This is a genomic window from Pseudomonas sp. B611, from assembly GCF_055407965.1.
Map to the genome: position 1 here is coordinate 266,857 of NZ_JBUZST010000005.1, position 26,586 is coordinate 293,442.

Here is a 26,586-nt window from a genome sequence, read left to right on the forward strand (position 1 = left end):
TTCAACTACTGACATTGAAATCCTTATTTCCTGTATTGGCTCACCCGCAAACATCGCGACTATAAGAAACAGTCCTACACCTGGCCCTAGGGAAAAACCCATTCATCCGGCGTTTTTCCCAGCTACTCAGTAGGACAATTCTTTATCCGGCCCTACCCGGCGACCCAATCGTGATAAACCTCGTGCAACTCGACCCCCAACCGATCCTCCAATTGCACCAACTCGCCCAAAGCCATCAACTGGCCATTGACCCGCACCTCCACACAGCGAATGACGTCAGGTGTCAGCGGTAACACCTTCCCTACTGCAAACGCCGCCAGACGCTTGCGACTGATCAGTTGCTCTTGCAGAAGTATTTCCAGGTGCATGGACAAGCGCCCTATTCATGGAGAAATTTCGCGACCCCGTGGCATGTACGCGCGATGCACACGCTCATGCTGCTCCGCCGTCAAGGGTGATGGTCCGGGAGGGGCGGTCAGAGTCTTGAGTTCATCGTGATCGGCGCCTACCTGCCACAACGAGACCTCATCCGGCGGGGTGAGCACATCCAGCTCCGCGACCCACTGCTTGATGAGACTCACCTGATCGGGCTTGCCCTGGATCAGCAGGCTGTTGGTGTCTGGATAAGCAATGAACGTAAGGCTGCCTTCAGCCAGTTGAGTTTTGTGCTCGCTGGACAACCGGGCTTCGATCATTGAAGCCATCCCAGGCACGGAAATCGTGTCCGTACCCACGCCATAATGACGATCAGCCACATCGACATTGAACACCTGCACCACGCCAACGGAGGGCAACACCACACGCGGCGGGGCAGGCGGCCGATCCATCAGTTGCGCCAGGCGCAGCACTTGATCGACATAGCTTGGCGGCCCCGTGACGGAGAACATGCGCTCCCCGCTTTTACGCAAGGGATAGCTGGACTCGTCCAGCCCCGTACGACGCATCTGCCCCCGCAGCCTGTCGACGGAAATGTGCCGCAGCGCAACTGCCGAGTTCCTCACCTCATCGGCTTCGTAGAGGTACAGGACTTGCCCATCGCGATGCCAGATCAGGCCCTCCTGCAGGGCCAGTACCTCCAGGACCTGTTGCGGCGCGTCAAAATCAAACAGCCCACTGACATGCAGGCGAGCGACTTTGCGGCTGAGGACAACCGACAAGCCCAATGGCACCGAGAGCGCGGTAAAAAACCGCTGCAGGTTCTCTTCCTGCGCCCGGTAGGGCTCGCCCCTCGCCGCACAGGTGCCCAGCGATAACGCAGCGCACAACAACCAGCTGCACAGCCGCTGGCGGGTCATCCTTGCAGGGAACACACTATTCACCTTGGTTTTCTCGGCAGCCTGGCGTGACGAAGCGGCCATACTGAGAGCCCGCCAGTTTTCAATCTTGACGGAAAACTGACGGCACGCGTCCACACCCTGGCCATGGCATGTGCATTGCTACACACACTCATCAGAGCGCGCGCCAACGAAGGCACGGGCCTACGGACAAAGGCGTCGTTACCCTGCAATGGCCTCCAGCGCCATCCGAGGGAACGACGTTTTTTTTGAGAGAAAAGGCAGGCATTGATGAACGAACCGGCAGATAACCGCCCGAGAAAAGACCCACTGGCTTGGGTCAACGGCAGTGACGCGCCGGAAAAGAGCAGTCTCGACCTGGGCTTCATGGCCCTGAGTGATTGCGCCTCGCTGGTAGTTGCCGCCACCCAGGGCTTCGCCCAACCCTACGGCCTGACACTCAACCTCAAGCGCCAGGCGTCATGGGCCAACCTGCGCGACAAACTGGTCAGCGGCGAACTCGACGCCGCCCACAGCCTGTACGGGCTGATCTATGCCGTGCACCTGGGTATCGGCGGCGTAGCGCCCACCGACATGGCGGTACTGATGGGGCTCAACCAGAACGGCCAGAGCATCAACCTGTCCCACGGCCTGCAACAGCAGGGCGTGGTCACTCCTGAGGCGCTGGATCGCCATGTGCACCAAAGCCGCACAAAACTGACCTTCGCCCAGACGTTTCCCACCGGCACCCACGCCATGTGGCTGTATTACTGGCTGGCGAGCCAAGGCATCCACCCGCTGCAGGACGTCAACAGCGTGGTGGTACCGCCGCCGCAAATGGTCGCGCACCTGCAAGCCGGACGTATCGATGGTTTTTGTGTCGGTGAACCCTGGTGTGCCAGCGCGGTAAAACAAAACCAGGGCTTTACCCTGGCCACCACCCAGGCGATCTGGCCAGACCACCCGGAGAAAGTCCTCGGCTGCACCCAGGCGTTTGTCGAGCAATACCCCAACACCGCCCGCGTGCTGGTGATGGCCATCCTCGAAGCCAGCCGCTTTATCGAACAGAGCCAGGAGAACCGCCGCTCCACCGCCCAACTGCTGAGCGCCCGCGACTACCTCGACGCGCCCCTCGACTGCATCGAACCGCGCCTGCTGGGCAGCTATGACGATGGCCTCGGCAACCAATGGCAAGACCCCCATGCCCTGCGGTTTTTTGCCGATGGCGAGGTGAATCTGCCGTATCTCTCGGACGGCATGTGGTTCATGACCCAGTTCCGCCGCTGGGGCCTGTTGCGCGAAGACCCGGACTACCTGGGGGTTGCCCGCCAGGTGCAGCAATTGACGCTGTACCGCGAGGCCGCCAGCGCCGTCGGCGTTCCTCCGATCGCCCAGGACATGCGCAGCAGCCAACTGATCGACGGCAAAATCTGGGATGGCCGCGACCCCGCCGCCTATGCGCGCAGCTTCCGTCTGCACGCGATGAACGATCCCACCAGCCGCCAGGCCTTGCGCTGACAGGAAGACCGATATGCTGCGAATCCTGTTGATCAATGACACACCGCGCAAAGTCGGCCGGCTCAAGGCTGCACTGATCGAGGCCGGTTTCGAGGTGATCGATGAGTCCGGCCTGACCATCGACCTGCCCGCGCGCGTCGAAACGGTGCGCCCGGACGTGATCCTGATCGATACCGAGTCACCCGGGCGCGACGTGATGGAGCAAGTGGTGCTGGTCAGCCGCGACCAGCCCCGGCCCATCGTGATGTTTACCGACGAGCATGACCCGAATGTAATGCGCCAGGCGATCAAGTCTGGCGTCAGTGCCTATATCGTCGAAGGCATCCAGGCCCAGCGCCTGCAACCGATCCTCGACGTGGCCATGGCGCGCTTCGAGAGCGACCAGGCCCTGCGCGCCCAGCTGCAGGCCCGTGACCAGCAGTTGGCCGAGCGCAAGCGCATCGAACTGGCCAAGGGTATGCTGATGAAAATGAAGGACTGCAATGAGGAAGAGGCCTACACGCTGATGCGCCGCCAGGCCATGAGCCGCCAGCAGAAACTGATCCAGGTGGCAGAGCAGATTATCGCCATGAGCGAGTTGCTCGGCTGATCTGGCTCAGCTCTTGCTAAAGGATCCCTACAGGTAACCAACGGCGGTTGCCCCTCCACGACAAAGACGTCGCACATCCGGTTTGCCCCTCGCGAACCCGGTGGCGGCGTTTTTGCGTTTTGGCCCCAGAGCATGGGGCCGGTGGGGCGGCCTTCGCCGGCGGCTCCATCACCAGGCCTTCTTACAAGACTCCCAACCGTTGAGGTGCGTGATGAAATCAAGCTTCTGGAAATCCGGGCACACCCCGACCCTGTTTGCCGCGTTCCTGTATTTCGATTTGAGCTTCATGGTCTGGTACCTGCTCGGCCCGCTGGCGATCCAGATTGCCGCCGACCTGCACCTGACCACGCAACAACGCGGCCTGATGGTCGCGACGCCGATCCTCGCCGGTGCAGTGCTGCGTTTTTTGATGGGCATGCTGGCCGACAGGCTGTCGCCCAAGACCGCCGGGCTGATCGGCCAGGTAATCGTGATCGTCGCGTTGTTCGGCGCCTGGAAACTCGGGATTCACAGCTACGAACAAGCCTTGCTGCTGGGTGTGTTCCTCGGCATGGCCGGCGCGTCGTTTGCGGTCGCCTTGCCACTGGCGTCCCAGTGGTATCCCGCCGAACACCAGGGCAAAGCCATGGGCATCGCCGGTGCGGGTAACTCCGGCACCGTGTTTGCGGCGTTGCTGGCGCCGGTGCTGGCGGCCGCGTTTGGCTGGAGCAATGTATTCGGTTTTGCCCTGATTCCCTTGATCCTGACCCTGATCGTCTTCGCCTGGCTCGCGCGCAACGCCCCGGAACGGCCAAAAGCCAAAGCCATGGCCGACTACTTCAAGGCCCTGGGCGACCGCGACAGCTGGTGGTTCATGTTTTTCTACAGCGTGACCTTCGGCGGTTTTATCGGCCTGGCCAGCGCCCTGCCCGGCTACTTCAACGACCAGTACGGCCTGAGCCCGGTGACGGCCGGCTACTACACCGCCACCTGTGTGTTCGGCGGCAGCCTGATGCGCCCATTGGGCGGCGCCCTGGCGGATCGTTTCGGCGGGATTCGCACCCTGCTCGGCATGTACGGCGTGGCGGCGGTCTGTATTGCCGCGGTGGGCTTCAACCTGCCGAGTTCCTACGCGGCCCTGGCGCTTTTCGTCTGCACCATGCTCGGCCTCGGCGCAGGCAATGGCGCCGTGTTCCAATTGGTGCCGCAACGTTTCCGCCGTGAAATCGGGGTGATGACCGGCTTGATCGGCATGGCCGGTGGTATCGGCGGCTTTGCCCTCGCGGCGGGAATGGGCGCAATCAAACAGAGCACCGGCAGCTATCAATTGGCCCTGTGGCTGTTCGCCAGCCTCGGCGTGCTGGCCTGGTTCGGCCTGCACGGCGTGAAACGTCGCTGGCGCACCACCTGGGGCGCGGCCGCCGTGACGGCCGCACGCGTCTGATGAGCCTGCGACTGAGCATCGCCCAGGCCAGCGCCATCGGCCCAAGGCCGGAAAACCAGGATGCGCTGCGAGTGGTCACGCCCGTGGCCGAACTGGCCGCGAGCAAAGGCTACCTGTGCGCGCTGGCCGACGGCGTGAGCCAATGCGCCGACGGCGGCCTGGCCGCCCGTTCGACCTTGCAGGCGCTGGCCCTCGACTACTACGCCACGCCGCAGACCTGGGGTGTGGCCCAGGCGCTGGAACGCTTGCTGCTCGCGCAGAACCGCTGGCTGCAAGCCAATGGCGGTGGCCAGCCACTGCTGACCACCGTCAGCGCCCTGGTGTTTCGTGGCCAGCGTTTCACTCTGGCCCATGTCGGTGATTGCCGGGTGTATCGCTGGCTGGACGGCGAGTTGCAACGCATCAGCGAAGACCATGTGTGGGAACAACCGGGCATGCAGCATGTGCTCAAGCGCGCCCTCGGCCTGGATCAACACCTGGTGCTGGATTTTCTCGACGGCGAACTGCGTGAAGGCGAATGCTTCCTGCTGGTCAGCGACGGTGTGTGGGCCACCTTGGGCGACAACAGCATCAGCACGATCCTGCGCGAGCAAAGCGACCTCGAGCTGGCGGTCAACACCTTGGTCAACGCCGCGCACCTGGCCGGCAGCCAGGACAACGCCAGCGCCCTGCTGGTGCGTATCGACACACTCGGCGCCGCGACCCTGGGCGATGCACTGGTGCAATTGCAGCAATGGCCGCTGCCGCCGCCGTTAAAAGCCGGGCAATGCTTTGAAGGCTGGCAGGTCGAAGGTGTGCTGGCACACAGCCGACAGTCATTGCTGTACCGGGTACGTGACACCCATCAGCAGCCATGGTTGTTGAAAACCCTGCCGCTCAACCGTGACGACGACAGCGATGCCGGGCAGGCCTTGCTGTCGGAGGAATGGTTTCTGCGCCGCGTAGCCGGGCGCGCGTTTCCTGAGGTTCACGCCGCCAGCGCGCGTCAGCATTTGTACTATGTGATGCGTGAATATCCGGGGCGAACCCTCGCGCAACTGTTCCAGCAACAAGGTCCATTGCCCCTGGCGCAATGGCTGTCCATCGCCGAGCGGTTGGTGCGGGCGGTGGGCATGCTGCATCGGCGGCAGATCCTGCATCGCGACATAAAACCGGAGAATCTGCTGCTGGGCGACGACGGCGAATTGCGCGTGCTGGATTTCGGCCTGGCCTATTGCCTTGGGCTCTCCGAAGACCGCGCCCACTTGCTGCCTGGCACCCCGAGCTTTATCGCCCCCGAGGCGTTTGCTGGCGAGCATCCTACCGCTCAACAGGATTTATACAGCGTTGGCGTGACGCTGTATTACCTGCTGACCGGGCATTATCCCTACGGCGAGATCGAAGCCTTTCAACGGCCACGCTTCACCCAGGCCGTCAGCGCCAGCCGCTACCGTCCCGACCTGCCCGAGTGGCTGCCCCTCAGCCTCGAACGTGCGGTGGCCGCCCAACCCGCGCAACGTTATGAAACAGCCGAGGAGTGGCTAAGGGCCCTGGAGCAGGCCGACCGCCGCGAATTGAGCGTGCGCCCAAGGCCGCTGCTGGAACGCGAACCGCTCAAGGTCTGGCAAACCCTGGCGGCCGTATCTTTGCTGCTCAATCTGGTGCTGCTGTACTGGCTGTTGCACCACTAGAGGGCGAAAAAAGCTGCAGCATCGAACGCAAGGCCAATAAATCCGGGCATCTGCCAACTTGGCACAACCGCTGCATTAGCCCTTTCAACACCACACATATAGCCGCCCCTTCAACGACGAAGGGCCGTGCTTCCCGAGAGAACGGGACCAGGACAAAGGCGTCCTCGCTAGCTAACTAGCGGGGACGCCTTTTTTGTTTGCGCGTGATTTGTCGAGCCATTGCGGAGAACGACATGAAAAAACTCAAATTAGTGATGATCGGCAACGGCATGGCCGGGGTTCGCACCCTTGAAGAATTGCTCAAGCTGAGCAGCGACCTGTACGACATCACCGTGTTCGGCGCCGAGCCCTACACCAACTACAACCGTATCCTGCTGTCGCCAGTGCTGGCCGGTGAACAAACCTTCGAAGAGATCGTGCTCAACGACCTCAGCTGGTACCTGGATAACCACATCAAACTGCTGCTCAACCGCAAAGTGGTGCAGATCGACCGCGTCAAACGCGTGGTGATCGCCGAAGACGGCAGCGAAGCCGAATACGATCGCCTGCTGATCGCCACCGGATCCACGCCGTTTATCCTGCCGATCCCCGGCAACACCTTGCAGGGCGTGATCGGCTACCGCGACATCGCCGACACCCAGGTCATGATCGACACCGCCAAGACCCACACGCATGCGGTGGTGATCGGCGGTGGCCTGCTCGGCCTGGAAGCCGCCAACGGCCTGATGTTGCGCGGCATGCACGTGACCGTGGTGCATATCGGCGAGTGGCTGCTGGAGCGGCAACTGGACAAGACCAGCGGCCAATTGCTGCAAACCGAGCTGGAAAGCCGTGGCCTGGTGTTTCGCCTGTGTGAACAAACCCAGGCGCTGCATGACGCCGGTAATGGCCGCGTCGGCTCGGTGCAATTCAAGAACGGCGACATCATCCCCGCCGACCTGGTGGTGATGGCCGCCGGCATTCGGCCCAACACCGAACTCGCGGAAAAATCCGGCATCCCCTGCAACCGTGGGATTCTGGTCAACGACACCCTGCAAACCTACGACCCGCGCATCTACGCGATCGGCGAATGCGCCAGCCATCGCGGGATCGCCTACGGCTTGGTGGCGCCACTGTTCGAACAGGCCAAGGTCTGCGCCAATCACCTGGCCCAGCTGGGTTTTGCCACCTACAAGGGCTCGGTGACCTCGACCAAGTTGAAGGTCACCGGTATCGACCTGTTTTCCGCCGGCGACTTCATGGGCGGCGAAGGCACCGAGACCATCACCCTCTCCGACCCCATTGGCGGCGTGTACAAGAAGCTGGTGATCAAGGACGACATCCTGGTCGGTGCCTGCCTGTACGGCGACACCGCCGACGGTGGTTGGTATTTCCGCCAGATCCGTGAGAATCATGCCATTGGCGAGATCCGCGACCATCTGATGTTCGGCGAAAACGCCCTGGGTGACGTGGGCCATCAAGGCCAGGACAAGGCCATGAGCATGGCCGACAACGCCGAGGTCTGCGGCTGCAATGGCGTGTGCAAGGGCACCATCGTCAAGGCGATCCAGGAACAGGGGCTGTTCAGCGTCGATGAGGTGAAAAAACACACCAAGGCGGCCAGCTCTTGCGGCTCCTGTGTCGGCTTGGTGGAACAGATCCTGATCAATACCGTCGGCGGCGCGGCTGACGTCAAACCGAAAAGCGAAAAAGCCATCTGCGGTTGCAGCGACCTCAACCACGGGCAGATCCGCCAGGCCATCCGCGACCAGCACCTGCTGACCATCGCCGGCACCATGAGCTACCTGAACTGGCGCACGCCCAACGGCTGTGCCACTTGCCGCCCGGCGCTGAACTACTACCTGATTTCCACCTGGCCCGGCGAAGCCAAGGACGACCCGCAATCGCGCCTGATCAACGAACGGGCCCACGCCAATATTCAGAAAGACGGCACCTACTCCGTGGTCCCACGGATGTGGGGCGGTGTGACCAATCCCTCGGAGCTGCGCCGCATCGCCGACGTGGCCGACAAGTACAACGTACCGATGGTCAAGGTCACCGGCGGTCAGCGCATCGACTTGCTGGGGATCAAGAAACAGGACTTGCCGGGGGTGTGGAAAGACCTCGACATGCCGTCCGGGCACGCCTACGGCAAGTCCATCCGCACCGTGAAAACCTGCGTGGGCAGCGAGTTCTGCCGTTTCGGCACGCAGAATTCCACACAGCTGGGCATCGAGCTGGAGCATGACCTGTTCAATATGTGGTCGCCGCACAAGGTCAAGCTGGCAGTGTCCGGTTGCCCACGCAATTGCTCGGAAGCCGGGATCAAGGACGTGGGAATCATCGGCGTCGACTCGGGCTGGGAGATGTACATCGGCGGCAACGGCGGAATCAAAACTGAGGTCGCAGAGTTCTTCGTCAAGCTGAAAACCGCCGAAGAAGTGCGCGAATACAACGGCGCCTTCCTACAGCTGTACCGCGAAGAAGCCTTCTACCTTGAGCGCACCGTGCACTACCTGCAACGGGTCGGCATGGAGCACATCAAGAAAGCCGTACTGGAAGACCCGGCCCGCCGCCAGGCTCTCAACGAACGCCTGCAATTCTCCCTGTCGTTCGAACAAGATCCGTGGAAAGAGCGCCTGGAACAGCCGCTGCTGAAAAAAGAATTTGATGTCATCCCCGTCCAACAGCTGGAGGTGCCGGCATGAACTGGCTGAATATCTGCGCCCTCGACGAGATCAACGTACTGGGCTCGCGCATCATCCAGGGCCCCAAGGGCGACATCGCGATTTTTCGTACCAGTGACGACGAAGTCTTCGCCCTCGACGACCGCTGCCCACACAAGGGCGGTCCGTTGTCCCAAGGTCTGATCTACGGCAAGCGCGTGGCCTGCCCGCTGCATAACTGGCAGATCGACCTGGCGTCCGGCGAAGCCCAGGCGCCGGACATCGGTTGCGCCCACCATCACCCGGCCCGCGTAGAAAACGGCCGAGTGATGCTGGCCCTGCGGGACGCCGTGTGATGAACCGCCAGACCACCGCGTCCACCTGCTGCTATTGCGGCGTGGGTTGCGGCGTGCTGATCGAGCATGACGGTGCGCAGATCCTCGGGGTGACGGGCGACCCGAACCACCCGGCCAACTTCGGCAAATTGTGCAGCAAGGGTTCCAGCCTGCACCTCACCGGCGACCTGTCCGCCCGCGCCTTGTACCCGCAACTGCGCCTGGGCAAAGGCATGGCCCGCGCGCGCACCGACTGGGACACGGCCCTGGATCACGCGGCCAACGTGTTCGCCGAGACCATCGCCGAACACGGGCCGGACAGCGTGGCCTTCTACATCTCCGGGCAACTGCTGACCGAGGACTACTACAGTTTCAACAAGCTCGCCCGGGCCTTGGTGGGCACCAACAATATCGACAGCAACTCACGGCTGTGCATGTCTTCGGCGGTGGTCGGCTACAAACGCAGCCTGGGCGCGGATGCGCCACCGTGCAGCTATGAAGACCTGGAAAGCAGTGACTGCGTAATGATCGTCGGCAGCAATATGGCCTACGCCCATCCGGTACTGTTCCGACGCCTGGAGGAAGCCAAGGCGCGTCGCCCGCAGATGAAAATCGTGGTGATTGACCCACGGCGTACAGACACCTGCGATCTGGCTGACCTGCACCTGGCGATTCTGCCGGGCACGGATGTGGCGTTGTTCCATGGGATTTTGCATCTGTTGCTGTGGGAAGACTGGATCGACCGCAGGTTTATCCAGGCCCACACCGAGGGTTTGGCCGAGCTGAAACGCCTGGTCCATGACTACACGCCGCAGATGGTCACGCAGCTCTGCGGGATCAGCGTCGAGCAACTGCGCCTGTGCGCAGAGTGGGTGGGCACCTCCAGCAGTTTCCTGTCGTTGTGGTGCATGGGCCTTAACCAGTCCACCGCCGGCAGCGCGAAAAACAGCGCGTTGATCAATCTGCACCTGGCCACCGGGACTATTGGGCGGCCGGGTTGTGGCCCGTTCTCCCTGACCGGCCAGCCGAATGCCATGGGTGGGCGCGAAACGGGCAGCTTGTCGAACCTGCTGCCGGGGCATCGTGAGGCGGCGAACCCTGCGCATCGCGCAGAGGTCGCGGCGTATTGGGGCGTGGCGTCGCTGCCCGCCAGCGTTGGGCTGAGCGCTGTCGAACTGTTCGAGCAGATGCAGGCGGGCAAGATCAAGGCGGTGTGGATTGCCTGCACCAACCCGGCCCAATCGCTGCCGGACCAGAACGCCGTGCGCGCAGCCTTGGCGACCTGCCCTTTTGTGGTGTTGCAGGAAGCGTTTCACACCACTGAAACGGCGGCCTATGCCGACCTGCTGCTGCCCGCCGCCAGTTGGGGGGAGAAAGAAGGCACGGTGACCAACTCCGAGCGGCGTATCTCCCACGTGCGCCGCGCCATCGTCCCACCGGGAGAAGCGCGGCCGGATTGGGCAATTACTGTGGATTTCGCACAGCGCCTGGAGCGTCGTTTACGCCCGGGGCAGGACAGCCTGTTTGCCTTCGAGCAGCCAGCGCAGATTTTTGATGAGTACAAGCGGCTGACCCACGGGCGCGATCTCGACTTGTCGGGCATCAGCCACGCCGTGCTCGACAGCATCGGCCCACAGCAATGGCCGTTTCCTACAGGTGCACAAGCCGGCACGCCACGCTTGTACACCGATGGCCACTTCCCCACCGCCAGCGGGCGCGCGCAGTTCATCGCCGACCCTTACCGTGCGGCCAAGGAACAGCGTGACGCGCGTTTCCCCTTGACCCTGATCACCGGCCGCCTACGTGACCAATGGCATGGTATGAGCCGCACCGGCACCGCCGCGCAGTTATTCGGACACGTCAGCGAGGCATTGTTGAGCCTGCATCCAGACGAAATGCGCCGTCATCGCGTGAAAGACGGTGATCTGGTCAACCTGAAAAGCCGGCGCGGCCAAGTGATTGTTGCGGTCAGCGCTGACGACAGCGTGCGCCCTGGCCAGGCGTTTCTGCCGATGCATTGGGGGGATCGTTTTCTCAAGGGCGGTGTGAATGCCCTCACCCAGCCGGCGTTCGACCCGTTGTCGAAACAGCCGGAACTCAAGCACAGCGGTGTGCGCCTGGAGGCGGTGAGCCTGCCGTGGCAGTTGTTCGCCTTGATCGAGGGCGATGTGCAGCAACACTTTGCTGCGTTGCGCCCGCTGTGCGAGGAGTTTGCCTACGTCAGCCTGAGCCTGGCCGGACGCGAGCGCCCGGCCCTGCTGCTGCGTGCGGCACACAGCGAAGCGCCCGACCTACAACTGCTGACGCGTATCGACGAATTACTCGGCCTCAACGACGGCCCGGTGATGGCCTATGACGACCCGCGCCGTTCCATTGGCAAGCGCGTGAAAATCGAAAAAGGCCGCATCACGGCGCTGCGCCTGGCCGGGGAAACCCTGGCGCGCCACTGGCTGCAAAGCCTGTGGCTGGAGGGGCGGACCGACGATCAACTGCGGCGCTGGCTGTTGGCGCCACTCAGTGCACCGCCGGGAGGTCCAGCGGCCAGCAGCAAGGTGTTGTGTAACTGCAAGAACGTCAGCGAGAACACCGTGTGCGCTGGCATTGCCCGTGGCCTGGACCTGGATGGGCTCAAACGGGAGCTGGGTTGCGGCACGCAATGCGGCTCCTGTGTACCGGAAATCAAGCGTCTATTGGCCAGCAATCCGCAGCCAATCGCAATCAGTGTGTGAGGGGAAGAACATGAGCGCAAAAGTCTGGCTGGTGGGTGCAGGGCCCGGCGACCCGGAGTTGCTGACCCTCAAGGCGGTAAGGGCGATGAATGAAGCCGATGTGGTGCTGATTGATGATCTGGTCAACCCGGTGGTGCTGGAACATTGCGCCGCTGCACGGGTGATTACTGTCGGAAAGCGCGGCGGTTGTCGCTCGACGCCGCAGGATTTTATCCACCGCCTGATGCTGCGTTATGCGCGCCAGGGCAAGTGCGTGGTGCGGCTCAAGGGCGGTGACCCGTGCATTTTCGGCCGGGGTGGCGAAGAGGCGATGTGGTTGCGTGAGCGTGGGGTCGAGGTGGAGTTGGTCAACGGCATCACCGCCGGCCTGGCGGGGGCGACGAATTGCTCGGTGCCCCTGACATTGCGCGGTGTCAGCCGGGGCGTGACGCTGGTGACGGCGCATACCCAGGACGACAGCAGCCTGAATTGGCGGGCGTTGGCGGAGGGTGGGACGACGTTGGTGGTGTATATGGGCGTGGCGAAGCTGGAGGAGATTCGTCAGCAATTGCTGGAGGGCGGTATGGCGGCGGATATGCCGGTGGCGATGATCGAAAATGCCTCGTTGCCCCAGCAGCGTGAGTGTCGCAGCACGCTGTCACGGATGCAGGAGGACGCGCGGGTTTTCGCCTTGAAAAGCCCGGCCATTCTGGTGATCGGCAGGGTCGCCGCTGTCGGACAGGCCGCCTATGTTGCCGCTGCGGCCAGCGCCTGAGGCAAATCACAGGCGAAAAAAAGCCCGGCCTAAGCCGGGCTTTTTTCTACCACTCAGTAATTACTGAGCTTGAGCTTCAACCGACGCTTCTACACGACGGTTAACAGCACGACCAGCTTCAGTTGCGTTGTCAGCAACTGGGCGGGATTCGCCGTAACCTACTGCAGTTACACGGCTAGGAGCAACGCCGTCTTTAACCAGGACTTGCTTAACAGCGTCAGCACGACGCTGGGACAGCTTCTGGTTGTAAGCGTCTGGACCTACGGAGTCAGTGTGACCAGCAACTTCTACGTTGGTAGCTGGGTACTGAGCCATGAAGTCGGCCAGGTTTTTCACGTCGCCGTAGCTGTTAGGCTTAACAACGGATTTGTCGAAGTCGAACTTAACGTCCAGCTCAACACGAACAACCTGAGCAACTGGAGCTTCTGGCTCTGGAGTTGGCTCTGGAGCTGGTGCTGGGGTAGGAGCTGGAGCAGCTGCGCCAGCGTTACCGCCGAAGTTTACGCCCAGGCCGACCAGTGCGGAGTAGTCCCACTTGCCGTTGTCCAGACCGTAGTCAGCTTCAACACCGGCACGAGCGTACAGGTTGTTGGTGAAGTAGTACTTCACGCCAGTACCAACGGTAGCGAAAGTAGTCTGATCGCGACCGCTGTGGCCGTCAGCTTTGACGTTGCCACGGCTCTGGTGACCGAAACCACCTTCAACGTATGGACGCAGGCTGTCTACGCCAGCTTGACCGAAGTGATACTGGGCAACCAGGCTGCCGGTATCGCCTTTGATCTTCTGGTTACCAGTACCGTCGTTCGAACGGGTGTGGTTGGTTTTGTCGTAGGACAGGTTCAAGGACAGGTCGTCGGTCAGGAAGTAACCGATGCGAGCGCCAGGATTGAAGCCGTCTTCGATGTGCTTGACGCTATCGTTGTACTGCTTCTTGTAGAACAGCTCGCCTTCAACTGCGCCTTGGCCTTGTGCCAGAACGCCGAAAGAAGTAGCGGCAATAAGAGAACCAATGGCCAAGCCCAAGGTGTTTTTCAGTTTCATCCGTTAAATCCCCATCTGGTGATTGTAAAGCAGTCCCACAAACCGGGGGACAACTCGGCGACAAGTCTAACAGAACTTGCCTACACGTAAGAGATATTTGCCACGCACTAAGTTTCAGTCTCGCCCGCAAATTTCTCACGTAATTTATCTAGAGCACGTTTGTAACGCATTTTTGTAGCACTCAAACCCATGTGCATGATGTCAGCGATTTCCTGAAATTCCAGTTCTGCGACAAATCGTAGCACCAGGATTTCGCGGTCAATCGGGTTCACATACACCAACCAGCGATCAAGTCCGGCCTTGTCCTCGGGTGCCGGCGTCTTTTCTTCAGACGCCTCCTCAAGGGGGTCCAGACTCAAAGCGTCCATCAAGCGACGCTTTCGCCGTTCCTTACGATACTGCGTGATGCACTCGTTGTACGTGATGCTATATAGCCATGTCTTGAACTTCGATTTGCCCTCGAAGTTCTTCAAGCCATACAGCACCTTGAGCATCACTTCCTGACAGACATCATCCGCATCTCTATCGTTCCCTAAATACCTTGAACAAACGTTGAACAGAGTGCGTTGATATCTGCGCATCAATTCTTCGTACGCGCGAGTTACGTGAAACAGCTCCGTGTGCGAGCGCGCGACCAACTCCTCATCAGAGAGCTCACGGGGGTCATAGCGCGTGGACAGCGTTTGGGCTTTATTCAAAACAAGTCGTGCCGACAGTCAGGTCAATGTCCGCTACAGCCCGGTCAGCCGGGTTTGCGGCGGCGTACATTAGCAGGGTTTGCCGGGTTAGCGGCTACTGACCTGCTGTTCCAGGAGGATCCGATTGGACAACGACACCAGGTCGCCGTCATCGGTCAGCACCGTCGTCTTGACTGTACCGATCTCCTCGATTTGCCCTTCGACCTCGCCTACACGCACCTGTTGCCCAACCTGATACAACTCACGCACATAGATTCCCGCAAGAATCTGGCCGGCAATTTCCCGGCTTCCCAAGCCCATGGCCAGCGCAACGGCCAGACCAACGGTAATCAAAACGATCACAATCACATGGTTGAGCAGGTCAGTCTTGACCTCCAACTGGCTGATCGCGACCGAAATACTGATGATGATCACCAGGCCCTGGGCGATTCGCCCCAGGCCAGCGGCATAGTCCAGCCCCACCCCTTCAGCGGCCCCACGCACCAGGCCATTGGCCAGTTGCGCCAGTAAAACGCCCACCAGCAGTACCAGCGCGCCACCGAAAACCTTCGGTAAATACAGCGCCAGCATGTCGAGCGTAGCTGAAACTCGCTCAAGGCCAAGGGATTGAGCCGCAGAAACCAGAAAAATCAGCAAAACAAACCAGTAGACGATCTTGCCGATCAGTGTCGAGATCGGCACTTGCAGCCCGGCACGCCCCAGCAACTTGGTCAGGCCGGTGCCTGCCATCAGGCGGTCGAGGCCGAGTTTGGCGAGGAGCTTGGACAACAGGGTGTCGAGCAGCTTGGCCACTACAAAACCCAGCAATACCAGGACCAGGGCCCCAAACAGGTTGGGAATGAAGTTCGCCACCTTGGTCCACAACGCGGTCATCGCGGTGACCAGGCTCTGGGTCCAGAGATCAAGTTCCATATTCAATCAGCCTTATCAGCAGTGCGAGCAAGAGGTTTACGACGGGAAACCGGTGAAACGTGGGCCGAACCGTTGTTCAGGGCCATCATCAACGCCGGCAGCCAACGCCCGAGCAGGCCGAACAAATCACCCGCCCCTACCTGACGGTTGGCGGTTTTCAACACGCGGCCCAGGCAGGCATCGTCGTCACGGTTGGACGGCGAGGCATTGAGCATGTCACGCAAAGACTGTTCGAACGGATCGTGCATAAAGACCTCTCGCAAGTGTTTTAAAAGACGAGGGTTAAATTCTTGGGGTCACATGGGACCCTTCCTACGTTCAGGTCATATTCAGGTCAAACCCAGCGCAATCGTCGAAATAGCCACCATTGCCCCAGTGCCACCGACACCATCAACAGGCATGCAATCACAAACCCATAGGGGCTGGCGGAGAACGGAATCCCACCCACATTGATACCCAGCAAGCCGGTCAGAAAGCTCATCGGCAGGAAGATCCCGGTAATGATGCCGAAACGGTACATCGTGCGATTCATACGCACGCTCAAACGCCGGTCTTCGGCTTCCAGCACAAGCCCCACGCGCTCCCGGGTCAATTCAAGCTCTTCCAGGTAGCGGGTCAGGCTGTTGTTCAATTCATTCCAATAGTCGGCATCGTCGTCGCAGAACCACGGCAATTTGATCCGCGTCAGCTGGGCAAAAATATCCCGCTGCGGCGCGAGGAATCGCTTGAGCCCAGCCGCTCGCCGACGGATCTGCAAAACGCTGCCATGTTCCGGGGTATACCGTTCGTCGGTATCGAGTTTTTCTTCTTCGGCATCGACGATTTCGGACAGGTCGGTGACCAGATCCTGCACTTTATTGGTCAAGTACTGCGCCATATAAAGGATAAGTTCTGACGCCGTTTTAGGACCTTTGCCATCCGCCAACTGCACCAACAGCTCATCGGTGGCGCGCAACGGCCGCAAACGCAGGGAAATCACCCGACTGGCCGCCGCAAAAATGCGCACCGAGACCATGTCTTCCGGCTCGGCGCCCGGGTTGAGGTTGACCCCGCGCAGGAACAGCAGCAACTCGGCGTCCGGCAACGGCAACAGGCGCGGGCGAGTGTTCTCCTCCAGCAGCAGATCACAGGCGAACTCGCTCAAGCCGCTGGATTTGCGCAGCCAGGTCTGCGTCTGGGGATGACTGCGATCCCAGTGCAGCCACAGGCTTTCCTGGGGCTGCAGTTGCAAGTCGTCGAGCTCTGTCCGGGCAATCGAACGCGCACCGCCTTTACCGTCCAGCACCAGGGCATGCACCAGCCCCCATTGCGCGTTTTCTTCCTCGAACATCCTCACCCCATCGGCTATTGCGGTTTATTCAGGCATTTTCAGCGGGCTTGGCGACACGATCACGCCGTTGTTATCGGCGTAGATGTATTCACCGGGGCGGAACGTCACACCGGCGAACGTGACCACCACGTTGAGGTCGCCGATACCGCGCTTATCGGTCTTCATCGGGTGACTGGCAAGGGCCTGTACCCCCAAATCGGTCTGCGCAATGACATCGACATCACGGATGCAACCGTAGATCACCAGCCCTTCCCAGCCGTTTTTTGCGGCTTTTTCGGCGATCATGTCGCCCAGCAACGCGCGGCGCAGGGAACCACCACCATCGACCACCAGCACCTTGCCAGCGCCCGGCTGGTCGGCTTGCTCCTTGACCAGCGAGTTATCTTCGAAGCACTTGATGGTGACAATCTCACCACCAAAGGAGTCTCGCCCGCCGAAGTTGCTGAACATCGGCTCGACGACCTGCACCAGTTCCGGGTAGGCGTCGCACAGGTCGGGGGTCACGTAATGGTTCATCGAAAAAATTCCTTTCTGTCAAAGAAGTGTCTTTCAAGGAAGTACCGGTCGAAGCCGATGGGGAACATCCCACCCGCGCCGCCGCAACGCAATAGCCACTGCGCGACTGAATATGACCAGAAGCGTTCAGCGCGTCATATCTTAGCCGTAACCGTAATGGAGCGAAACGCCCGTGGCTGAGCGCTCCATCAAACCTCGGCGACGGCTGCGGCCGAAGCCCCGAACAGAGGTGTGAGCGGATCCTTCAACCACTGCGCCACCAACGGCCACACTTCAGTTTGCGCCGCTTTGCTGACCAGCATCTCTACGTGGCCGAAATCCCCGCTGAAACCCTGCTGGCGCCCCAGGCACAGATATTGGCGATGCTCAGAGCCCACCTGCTCGAACAGCTTGCGACAGGCCCAGTCCGGGTCCTGATGGTCGCCGGCAGCACTGACAGCCAAGAGCGGCACCTCGACATCGGCCAGGCCTTTCCACCAATCGTTTTTACCTTCGCCAAAACGTCCAAACAGGCCGTTCCAGCGCATGGCTTCGATCAGCACGCCCGCCGGTTCGTCCTCCGGGCCGCGCTTGAACCGTGAGCCGGAAATCTCGCCGAAGCGTTTCAACAGCAAGCGGCCAGTCCACTCCAGCGGCGGCAGTTTCAACGGCCAATGCGTGCGACTGACCTGACAGCCAAACAGTGCCACCGAAGCCACTGCCGGCGCTCCCAGGTGTTGCCCACCCAAAGCTGCAGCCAAGCTGGTGGCGCCCAGCGAATGACCGACCCAATGCGGGATCTGCCCGCTTTGCTCACGCACAAACGCGCCAATGGCCGGCAAATCGTAGCGCGCATAGTCCGCGACACGGTTGCGCGCGTAGTCATGATTGCGCTTGGACAGGCCATGCCCACGCATTTCCGGGATCCATACATCAAACCCCTGGCGTGCCAGGTGCGCGCCCAGGCCGAGCCCCTTAGGGGAATACCAGAAGCGTCGATTGGAAAAACTGCCGTGCAGCAAAATAACGGGGATGCCCCGGTTTTCCGGGACATCGGCCTGGCCCAAGCGGGTAACCGCCAGCTCGACGGTGCCGTCGGGACTGTTACCGGGCTTGAGGCGGTATACATCTTCACTCAGGTCGCCACGACGTTCAGCGCTGATCAGGGCGACGGGAAACAGGTTGCTGCTGCTTTGCATAATGCTCTTGCACAAAAAAGGGCGGCGTCCGCGAGGAGGCCCGCCCTGTACAGATAAGAATGCCGGCCACCCTCAGCGAGTGACCGGCACTTTTGACGTACCGACTTTAGGCGGACGCTTGGCCTTCCGCCAGGAAGAACCAGGTTTCCAGCACGGAATCGGGGTTCAGCGAGACGCTCTCGATGCCCTGTTCCATCAGCCATTTGGCCAGGTCCGGGTGGTCGGAAGGGCCTTGGCCGCAGATACCGATGTACTTGCCAGCCTTGTTACAGGCCTGGATAGCGTTGGCCAGCAGCTTCTTGACCGCAGGATTTCGCTCATCGAACAGGTGCGCGATGATCCCGGAGTCGCGGTCCAGGCCCAGGGTCAGTTGGGTCAGGTCGTTGGAGCCGATGGAGAAACCGTCGAAGAATTCCAGGAACTCTTCGGCCAGGATGGCGTTGGACGGCAGTTCGCACATCATGATCACGCGCAAGCCGTTCTCGCCACGGGACAGGCCGTTCTCAGCCAGCAGGTCCACCACTTGGCTCGCTTCACCCAGGGTGCGCACGAACGGCACCATGATCTCGACGTTGGTCAGGCCCATCTCGTTGCGCACGCGCTTGAGGGCGCGGCATTCGAGTTCGAAGCAGTCGCGGAACGCTTCACTGATGTAACGCGAGGCACCACGGAAACCCAGCATCGGGTTTTCTTCTTCCGGCTCGTAGAGCTTGCCGCCGATCAGGTTGGCGTATTCATTGGACTTGAAGTCCGACAGGCGCACGATGACCTTTTTCGGGTAGAACGCTGCCGCCAGGGTGCTGATGCCTTCCACCAGCTTCTCGACGTAGAAACCCACCGGGTCGTTGTAGCCGGCGATACGCTTGTCGACGCTTTCCTTGATGTCCAGCGGCAGGCCGTCGTAGTTCAACAGGGCCTTGGGGTGCACGCCGATCATGCGGTTGATGATGAACTCCAGGCGGGCCAGGCCCACACCGGCGTTCGGCAACTGCGCGAAGTCGAAGGCACGGTCCGGGTTGCCGACGTTCATCATGATCTTGAACGGCAGGTCGGGCATGGCGTCGATGGAGTTTTGCTTGATGTCGAAGCCCAGCTCACCTTCAAAGATGAAGCCGGTGTCGCCTTCGGCGCAGGAAACAGTCACGCCCTGGCCGTCTTTGAGCAGTTGGGTCGCGTTGCCGCAGCCCACGACCGCAGGAATCCCCAGCTCACGAGCGATGATCGCCGCGTGGCAGGTACGCCCGCCACGGTTGGTGACGATGGCGCTGGCGCGTTTCATCACCGGTTCCCAGTCCGGGTCGGTCATGTCGGAGACCAGCACGTCACCTGGCTGGACTTTGTCCATTTCGGACACGTCCTTGATGATCCGCACCTTGCCGGCGCCGATGCGCTGGCCGATGGCACGGCCTTCCACCAGCACGGTGCCGGTTTCTTTCAGCAGGTAGCGTTCCATGACGTTGGCCGAAGTGCGGCTCTTCACGGTTTCCGGGCGGGCTTGCACGATGTACAGCTTGCCGTCGTCACCATCTTTGGCCCACTCGATATCCATCGGGCACTTGTAGTGCTTTTCAATGATCATCGCTTGCTTGGCCAATTCGCTGACTTCAGCGTCGGTCAGACAGAAACGCGCGCGATCAGCCTTGTCGACGTCAACGGTTTTCACCGAACGGCCGGCCTTGGCTTCATCACCGTAGATCATCTTGATGGCCTTGCTGCCCAGGTTGCGGCGCAGGATGGCCGGGCGACCGGCTTCAAGGGTGTGCTTGTGGACGTAGAATTCGTCCGGGTTCACCGCGCCTTGTACGACGGTTTCCCCCAGGCCGTAGGCGCCGGTGATGAACACCACGTCACGGAAACCGGATTCGGTATCGAGGGTGAACATGACGCCGGCGGTACCGGTTTCCGAACGCACCATGCGTTGCACGCCGGCAGACAGGGCCACCAGCTTGTGGTCGAAACCTTGGTGTACACGGTAGGAAATCGCGCGATCGTTGAACAGCGAGGCGAACACTTCCTTGGCCGCGCGGATCACGTTTTCCACGCCGCGGATATTCAGGAAGGTTTCTTGCTGGCCGGCGAAGGAGGCGTCCGGCAAATCTTCGGCGGTGGCCGAAGAGCGCACGGCTACGGCCACGTCCGGGTTGCCGGCCGACAGTTCGGCGAAGGCGGTGCGGATTTCTTCGTTGAGCTTCTCGGGGAACTCGGCGTCCATGATCCATTGGCGGATCTGGCTGCCGGTCTTGGCCAGGGCGTTGACGTCATCGACGTCCAGTGCGTCCAGCGCGGCGTGGATCTGAGCGTTGAGGCCGCTCAGTTCGAGGAAATCGCGGTAAGCCTGGGCCGTGGTGGCAAAACCACCCGGCACCGAAACACCAGCGCCTGCAAGATTACTGATCATCTCGCCGAGGGATGCGTTCTTGCCCCCCACGTGCTCTACATCATGGACGCCGAGCTTATCGAGGGAAACTACGTACTCTACCAAGGTGATCTCTCCACTAACTGTGTTGGAAAAGCTCAGGACGCCGGCTGCTCAGTAGGAGCTTTCGCCAGCGCTTGTGGCCTGGACCTGGAAAATAAGTGAGAATGCGGCCCACTGCGGGACGGCAAAATCGCGCCTATCATATCCAAGATTCGTCATCAGCTTAAGGCCCAGGGCTCAAATGAAACGATCTGCTTTCTTTATCTCCGACGGCACCGGCATCACCGCCGAAACATTGGGTCAAAGCCTGTTGGCGCAGTTCGAAAACAATACCTTCGCCAAATTCACGCGGCCGTATATCGACAGCGTGGATAAAGCGCGGGCCATGGTACAACAAATCAATCTGGCGGCTGAAAAAGACGGCTTTCGGCCGATCATTTTCGACACCATTGTCAATCAGGACATTCGTGAGATCCTTGCGACTTCGAATGGTTTCATGATCGACATCTTCTCCACCTTCCTCGCGCCACTCGAACAAGAGCTGAGTGAACACTCCTCATACTCGGTAGGAAAGTCCCATTCCATTGGGCACAACTCCAACTATATGGAGCGTATCGAGGCGGTGAACTTCGCCCTCGACAACGATGACGGCGCCCGCACGCACTACTACGACAAGGCCGACCTGATCCTGGTGGGCGTGTCCCGCTGCGGCAAGACCCCAACCTGCCTGTACATGGCCATGCAATTCGGCATCCGCGCGGCCAACTACCCGCTGACCGAGGACGACATGGAGCACCTGACGCTGCCTGCGGCCTTGCGTTCACACCGGCACAAACTGTTCGGCCTGACCATCGACCCGGACCGCCTGACCTCGATCCGCAACGAGCGCAAGCCCAATAGCCGTTACTCCAGCTATGCGCAGTGCGAGTTCGAAGTGCGCGAAGTAGAAAATCTGTTCCGTCGCGAGAATATTGCGCATATCAATTCCACGCACTTTTCGGTGGAAGAGATTTCCGCGAAGATTTTGGTGGAGAAGGGTGTGGAGCGGCGGTTCAAGTAATTGTGTTGTCTGGGCTGGCCTCTTCGCGGGCAAGCCCGCTCCCACACTTGACTGCATTCCAAAGCTGGAACTCGGTTAACTGTGGGAGCTGGCTTGCCTGCGATGAACGATAACGCGGTAACCCTGCCTACAACTGAAACCGCCCCCCACCCTGCCCCAGCGCCGTCGCCAACGCATCAAACCCCGCCAACAACAGCTGATCATCCCCCGATGTATTGCAGACACTCGCCCGAATAAACTGCGGCACCGCCGTCTGCCCCACGGCAAACGCCTCGGCCGTGGCGATCAGGTAATTATTCTGCTTAAGCTCCGCCTCGATTTCCGACGCGCGCCAGGGTTCCGGGACTTCGATCCAGAAGTGCGGGCTGTTGAGGTGCGTGCGGTACTCAAGCCCGGCCAACAACCCCTCGACCAGGGTTTTGCGGCGGCTGATCTCGTGGATCTGCTGACGCAACAGGTACTCCGCCGTGCCGTTTTCAATCCACTGCGTCGCCAGTTCCAGCGTGACCGGCGTGGCCATCCAGCAGGTTGAGCGCAGCGCCGCCGAAATGCGGCTGACCAGCGCCGGCGGCGCATGCACATACCCCACCCGCAGCCCCGCAGACACCGCCTTGCTCAGACTGCTGATCAAGATCGTACGCTCGGGAGCGAAATAACTGAGGGGCGGCGGGCGATCTTCCACCAACACGCCGTGGGCTTCGTCTTCGAGAATGAGAAGGTTGTGTTCCCGACACACCCTGGCCAACGCCTCCCGGCGCGAAATCGACAGGACTGCCGTCGTCGGGTTCTGAATGGTCGGCGTGCAATACAACGCCGAAACCCGGTGATTACGACAGACTTCATCCAAGGCCCCCGGGAGCACGCCCTCCTCGTCCATCTCCAGGCCGATCAAGCGCACGCCAAGCATGCGTGCTGCGGTGATCAACCCCGGGTACGTCAATTGTTCGGTGACCACCGTATCGCCAGCGCGCAACAACGCCATCATCGCGCAGAGCAAACCATGCTGGCCGCCATTGACGCAGATGACCTGCTCGGGAATCGGATGGAAGTCACGCTGCACCAGCCATTGCGCGCCGGCTTCGCGGTAACGCGGCAGGCCGGCATCCGGCGTGTACGCACTGATGTCCTGGAGGAACTTGGCGCTGGTCGCGAGAGTTTGCAGGCTCTGGGCGAGGAATGTCGTCTCCTGCCCGGGGATATGCATGTTGCGGCTCATGTCGAAGTATTGGCGCGGCTCTTCGCTGAAGTTACGAAAGCCTTCATCACGCTGGCGCTCCATCCCACGCTTGCGCACGAACGTACCGTCACCCACCCGCGCCACGACCAGCCCCAGGCGTTCCAGTTCGCCGTAGGCCCGGCTGATGGTGCCGATGGTCACCCCAAGATTGTCGGAAAGCACCCGATGGGGCGGTAGCTTTCGTCCTGGTTCAATCAGCCCTTCGAGGATGCCCCGTTCCATGACATCGGACAGGCGCTTGTACTTCACGCCCTGCCCGCTGGACAACCCCTCACGCATAATTGACACCATGTCAATATTTGTTTTGACAGCCATCTTTCGCCCTAATAGTGTGCTTTTACGGGTTCAATCGCCGAATTTAATAACTCATTACAAGTTCAATATAGAGTTCAATTCCGGCTCAGGGAAGCAATAAACGATGCCAATGTCCGCCGTTCTCGAAAACGCTGAAAAAACCAAATCCCAGAAACAGTGGTTGGCCGGCCTGGTCACCAGCCTGATGTTTCTCATCGTGTGCCTGAGCTGGGGCACCACCTGGCTGGGGATCAAGATCGCCGTAGAGAGCGTACCGCCGCTGACGTCCGCGGGCCTGCGCTTCCTGATCGCCTTCCCGCTGTTCCTGTGTTTTGCCATGGTGCGCCGCGAGCCGATCCTGTTCCCCCGGGAAAGCCGCTGGTTCTTTGTGTTTGTGACCCTTTCCTACTTCAGCGTTCCCTATTACCTGCTCAACTACGGCGAGATGCATGTGTCGTCCGGCCTGACCGCCCTGCTGTTCAGTTGCATGCCGGTGTTCATCCTGATTTTCTCCGCGCTGTTCCTGCGCGAACGCATCTACTTCTCCCAGGTGGTCGGCATCGGTATCGGTTTCGGCAGCCTCTACATGATCATCAAGAGCCAGGGCCTGCACCTGGACCACGCCGAGTTCTTCGGGGTACTGGCGATTCTGACCGCCGCGATCATGCACGCCTTGTGCTACGTCATTACCAAGCAAAAAGGCAGCGCCATCAGCGTGATCACCTACAACACCCTGCCCATCGGCATTGCCGGGCTGATGTTGTTCGTGGCCGGGCTGTGGTTTGAAACCCCCAGCTTCGACAGCATCACGCTGCGCTCCTGGAGTGCGCTGTTCTACCTCGGCCTGGTCGCCTCGGTCGGTGGCTTCATCGTGTACTTCATGCTGCTCAAGCGCCTGAGCCCGATCATCCTGTCGTTCGTGTTCATCATCTTCCCGGTGTTCGCGGTGATCATCGGCGCCTGGTACGAAGGCGTGGCGATTTCCCGCGACCTGATGCTCTACTCGGCCATCCTGCTGGCCGGTTTTGCGATCACCAAGTTGCCGGTTGAAAAACTCCTGGCCAAGAAAAAATGACCCTAAACAAACGCGAGAGAAACATGGACGTCCTCCGCCCCTACGCCCTGGAACAGATCTACGCCCACGCCAGCCGCAGCTATCCTGAGGAATGCTGTGGTTTCGTCTTCGCCGACGGCAGTGTGCACCTGGGCAGCAATATCCAGAACGAGCTGCACCTCAAGAACCCCGAGATCTACCCGCGCACTGCCGCCAACGGCTACACCTTCTCGGTGGCCGATACCCTGCTGCTGAACAAGGCCTTGCGCAGCGATAACCCGGTGGTGGTGATCTACCACTCCCACCCCGACGTCGGCGCCTACTTCAGTGACGAAGACCAGGACAAGGCGCTGTTCATGGGCGAACCGATCTTCCCCGTGAGTTACCTGGTGGTCGATGTTCGCCAGGGCCAGGCCCTGTGTTCAAAGCTGTTTGCCTGGGATGGCAAGCATTTCGCCCTTAACCCTTTCAACGACCTGCACACGGAGTTGTCCATGAACGCTGTCTCTTTCCCCGACATTCTGGTTCGCGTGGCCAAGCTGCCAGAATCGACCCTTGAGGGCACCGGATCGACATTGCGCGAAGTCATTGAAAACCTCTGCAACAGCCACCCGCAGTTGCGCCCGCATCTGTTCCACGAAAAGAACAACCAGCTCAAGGAACACTTCCTGTTTACCGCCGAGGAAGAGCTGATCGGCGCCGACGATCCACTCCCAGGGAAAGCCAGGATCGAAGTGTTGCTCGCCACGTCCGGCGGCATGGATGTGCAGACGTTGAGCAATGAAGAAGTACAACGTTACGTGCGCCATATCACCCTGCCGGGCGTCGGCCGCGAAGGCCAATTGAACCTGAAGAAAGCCAAGGTGTTGATCATCGGCACCGGTGGCCTGGGCTCGCCCATCAGCCTCTACCTGGCGGCGGCCGGCATCGGCACCCTTGGGCTGGTGGATTTCGACGTGGTGGAAAGCAGCAACCTGCAACGCCAGATCGTCCACGGCAACAGCACCTTGGGCATGCCCAAGGTCGAATCTGCCAAGCAGCGCCTGCAAGACCTCAACCGCCATATCCAGATCAACGCCCACGACACCGCCCTGAATGCCGACAACGCCCTGGAGCTGGTGGGCGCCTACGACCTGGTGATCGACGGCACCGACAATTTCGATACCCGCTACCTGGTCAACGACGCCTGCGTCCAACTGGGCAAACCCTTGGTGTACGGCGCCATCTACCGGTTCGACGGGCAGATCAGCGTGCTCAACTATAAAGGCGGGCCGTGCTACCGCTGCCTGTTTCCCCAGGCACCGCCCGCTGAGCTGGCGCCCAATTGCAGCGCCGGTGGCGTGATCGGCGTGCTGCCCGGTGTGGTCGGGATGATCCAGGCCACCGAGGCGATCAAGTTGCTGATCGGCATCGGCGAACCCTTGTCCGGTCGCCTGATGCGCTTCGATGCGCTGGCGATGAAATTCAGCGAGATCCGCTTCAAGCGCCGCGCCGACTGCCCGTGCTGCTCGGACCTGCGCCACAGCGCAACCCAGGCCCCGGCGGTCTGCGCCGACGCCGTGCCCGGCACACCGTCACTGGCCGCAGAGCGCTACATCAAGCCGCGCGTGCTCAAGCAACTGCTCGAACACCCGCGCAGCGCCGATGTACTGCTGGACGTGCGCGACGCCAGCGAGCTGGAAGTGTGCAAATTGCCGGGCGTGGTGCACATCCCCCTGGCCGAACTGGATGGGCAACTCGACAGCCTCAGCCGCGACAACACCCACTACCTGATCTGTTATGCCGGCACCCGCGCCGAGCAAGCGGCCAACACCCTGCTGGCGGCCGGCTTCGCCAACACCAAAGTCCTGCAGGGCGGCATGAAACATTGGGTGCGCGACGTCGAACCCGATATGCCTTTGTATTGAGCC

Annotated in this window: 22 protein-coding genes; 11 read left to right on the plus strand and 11 right to left on the minus strand. The window is 60.7% G+C overall.

Annotated elements, in window-relative coordinates; translation table 11 throughout:
• Positions 1 to 152: 152 nt before the first annotated feature.
• Together ACZRMO_RS13945 and ACZRMO_RS13950 are read right to left on the minus strand one after the other, a co-directional pair.
• A complete protein-coding gene (locus tag ACZRMO_RS13945) occupies positions 153 to 368 on the minus strand; it encodes a FliM/FliN family flagellar motor switch protein (protein WP_463973231.1) in 216 nt (71 codons plus the stop codon).
• Positions 369 to 383: 15 nt separating this feature from the next.
• Positions 384 to 1,358 carry a secretin N-terminal domain-containing protein gene (locus tag ACZRMO_RS13950; RefSeq protein WP_463973232.1) on the minus strand — a complete coding sequence of 325 codons (975 nt, stop codon included), beginning with the start codon at positions 1,356 to 1,358 and terminating at the stop codon, positions 384 to 386.
• 207 nt (positions 1,359 to 1,565) lie between these two features.
• Here ACZRMO_RS13950 and ACZRMO_RS13955 point away from each other — a divergent pair, with 207 nt between their 5' ends.
• The 8 genes from ACZRMO_RS13955 to cobA all read left to right on the plus strand — a co-directional run bounded on the left by ACZRMO_RS13955 (position 1,566) and on the right by cobA (position 12,937).
• Positions 1,566 to 2,792 (plus strand): CmpA/NrtA family ABC transporter substrate-binding protein, encoded by a 1,227-nt coding sequence (locus ACZRMO_RS13955; protein ID WP_463973233.1) that lies wholly within the window; start codon positions 1,566 to 1,568, stop codon positions 2,790 to 2,792.
• A gap of 13 nt (positions 2,793 to 2,805) precedes the next feature.
• The gene (locus ACZRMO_RS13960) at positions 2,806 to 3,381 is read left to right on the plus strand and encodes an ANTAR domain-containing response regulator (RefSeq protein WP_124526646.1); all 576 of its coding nucleotides are present in this window, start codon (positions 2,806 to 2,808) and stop codon (positions 3,379 to 3,381) included.
• A gap of 211 nt (positions 3,382 to 3,592) precedes the next feature.
• A complete protein-coding gene (locus ACZRMO_RS13965) occupies positions 3,593 to 4,804 on the plus strand; it encodes a nitrate/nitrite transporter (RefSeq protein WP_463973234.1) in 1,212 nt (403 codons plus the stop codon).
• Positions 4,804 to 6,474, plus strand: coding sequence for a protein kinase domain-containing protein (locus tag ACZRMO_RS13970; RefSeq protein ID WP_463973235.1), 1,671 nt, complete (start codon positions 4,804 to 4,806; stop codon positions 6,472 to 6,474). The genes ACZRMO_RS13965 and ACZRMO_RS13970 overlap by 1 nt, the downstream gene beginning before the upstream one ends.
• Positions 6,475 to 6,707: 233 nt before the next feature.
• On the plus strand, positions 6,708 to 9,161 hold the full coding sequence (gene nirB / locus ACZRMO_RS13975) for a nitrite reductase large subunit NirB (RefSeq protein ID WP_463973236.1): 2,454 nt from the start codon (positions 6,708 to 6,710) through the stop codon (positions 9,159 to 9,161).
• A complete protein-coding gene (gene nirD, locus ACZRMO_RS13980) occupies positions 9,158 to 9,475 on the plus strand; it encodes a nitrite reductase small subunit NirD (protein ID WP_463973237.1) in 318 nt (105 codons plus the stop codon). Before nirB ends, nirD begins: the two co-directional genes overlap by 4 nt.
• Positions 9,475 to 12,183 (plus strand): nitrate reductase, encoded by a 2,709-nt coding sequence (locus tag ACZRMO_RS13985; RefSeq protein ID WP_463973238.1) that lies wholly within the window; start codon positions 9,475 to 9,477, stop codon positions 12,181 to 12,183. Before nirD ends, ACZRMO_RS13985 begins: the two co-directional genes overlap by 1 nt.
• A 10-nt stretch (positions 12,184 to 12,193) precedes the next feature.
• Positions 12,194 to 12,937 carry a uroporphyrinogen-III C-methyltransferase gene (gene cobA, locus ACZRMO_RS13990; RefSeq protein ID WP_463973239.1) on the plus strand — a complete coding sequence of 248 codons (744 nt, stop codon included), beginning with the start codon at positions 12,194 to 12,196 and terminating at the stop codon, positions 12,935 to 12,937.
• Positions 12,938 to 12,997: 60 nt separating this feature from the next.
• Here the strand turns inward: cobA and ACZRMO_RS13995 are convergent, their stop codons facing one another.
• The 8 genes from ACZRMO_RS13995 to ppsA all read right to left on the minus strand — a co-directional run bounded on the left by ACZRMO_RS13995 (position 12,998) and on the right by ppsA (position 21,094).
• Complete coding sequence (locus ACZRMO_RS13995; protein WP_124526652.1) at positions 12,998 to 13,978, minus strand: OmpA family protein; 981 nt, start codon at positions 13,976 to 13,978, stop codon at positions 12,998 to 13,000.
• 107 nt (positions 13,979 to 14,085) lie between these two features.
• Positions 14,086 to 14,676 carry an RNA polymerase sigma factor SigX gene (sigX, locus tag ACZRMO_RS14000; RefSeq protein ID WP_124526653.1) on the minus strand — a complete coding sequence of 197 codons (591 nt, stop codon included), beginning with the start codon at positions 14,674 to 14,676 and terminating at the stop codon, positions 14,086 to 14,088.
• An 87-nt stretch (positions 14,677 to 14,763) separates the two neighbouring features.
• Entirely contained in the window at positions 14,764 to 15,588 is an 825-nt protein-coding gene (locus ACZRMO_RS14005; protein ID WP_003175519.1) for a mechanosensitive ion channel family protein, read from the minus strand.
• 2 nt (positions 15,589 to 15,590) lie between these two features.
• A complete protein-coding gene (locus ACZRMO_RS14010) occupies positions 15,591 to 15,836 on the minus strand; it encodes a hypothetical protein (protein ID WP_005790375.1) in 246 nt (81 codons plus the stop codon).
• Positions 15,837 to 15,922: 86 nt separating this feature from the next.
• A complete protein-coding gene (locus tag ACZRMO_RS14015) occupies positions 15,923 to 16,918 on the minus strand; it encodes a zinc transporter ZntB (RefSeq protein ID WP_207041693.1) in 996 nt (331 codons plus the stop codon).
• Positions 16,919 to 16,942: 24 nt separating this feature from the next.
• The gene (gene rraA, locus ACZRMO_RS14020) at positions 16,943 to 17,434 is read right to left on the minus strand and encodes a ribonuclease E activity regulator RraA (protein ID WP_017527456.1); all 492 of its coding nucleotides are present in this window, start codon (positions 17,432 to 17,434) and stop codon (positions 16,943 to 16,945) included.
• Positions 17,435 to 17,622: 188 nt separating this feature from the next.
• Positions 17,623 to 18,612: an alpha/beta fold hydrolase gene (locus ACZRMO_RS14025; RefSeq protein ID WP_463973240.1), complete on the minus strand. Its 990-nt coding sequence runs from the start codon at positions 18,610 to 18,612 to the stop codon at positions 17,623 to 17,625.
• Positions 18,613 to 18,718: 106 nt separating this feature from the next.
• Positions 18,719 to 21,094: a phosphoenolpyruvate synthase gene (gene ppsA / locus ACZRMO_RS14030; RefSeq protein ID WP_124526656.1), complete on the minus strand. Its 2,376-nt coding sequence runs from the start codon at positions 21,092 to 21,094 to the stop codon at positions 18,719 to 18,721.
• Between the two features lie 178 nt (positions 21,095 to 21,272).
• Between ppsA and ppsR the strand changes: the two genes are divergently transcribed.
• Positions 21,273 to 22,091: a posphoenolpyruvate synthetase regulatory kinase/phosphorylase PpsR gene (ppsR, locus tag ACZRMO_RS14035; protein ID WP_463973241.1), complete on the plus strand. Its 819-nt coding sequence runs from the start codon at positions 21,273 to 21,275 to the stop codon at positions 22,089 to 22,091.
• Between the two features lie 127 nt (positions 22,092 to 22,218).
• Here ppsR and ACZRMO_RS14040 read toward each other — a convergent pair whose 3' ends face one another.
• Positions 22,219 to 23,643 (minus strand): aminotransferase-like domain-containing protein, encoded by a 1,425-nt coding sequence (locus ACZRMO_RS14040; RefSeq protein ID WP_124526657.1) that lies wholly within the window; start codon positions 23,641 to 23,643, stop codon positions 22,219 to 22,221.
• Positions 23,644 to 23,803: 160 nt separating this feature from the next.
• On the opposite strand from ACZRMO_RS14040, the gene ACZRMO_RS14045 reads away from it, so the two are divergent.
• Both ACZRMO_RS14045 and moeB read left to right on the plus strand, forming a co-directional pair.
• On the plus strand, positions 23,804 to 24,697 hold the full coding sequence (locus ACZRMO_RS14045) for a DMT family transporter (RefSeq protein WP_177325364.1): 894 nt from the start codon (positions 23,804 to 23,806) through the stop codon (positions 24,695 to 24,697).
• A gap of 23 nt (positions 24,698 to 24,720) precedes the next feature.
• Positions 24,721 to 26,583 carry a molybdopterin-synthase adenylyltransferase MoeB gene (gene moeB / locus ACZRMO_RS14050; protein ID WP_463973242.1) on the plus strand — a complete coding sequence of 621 codons (1,863 nt, stop codon included), beginning with the start codon at positions 24,721 to 24,723 and terminating at the stop codon, positions 26,581 to 26,583.
• The last annotated feature ends 3 nt before the right edge of the window (positions 26,584 to 26,586 follow it).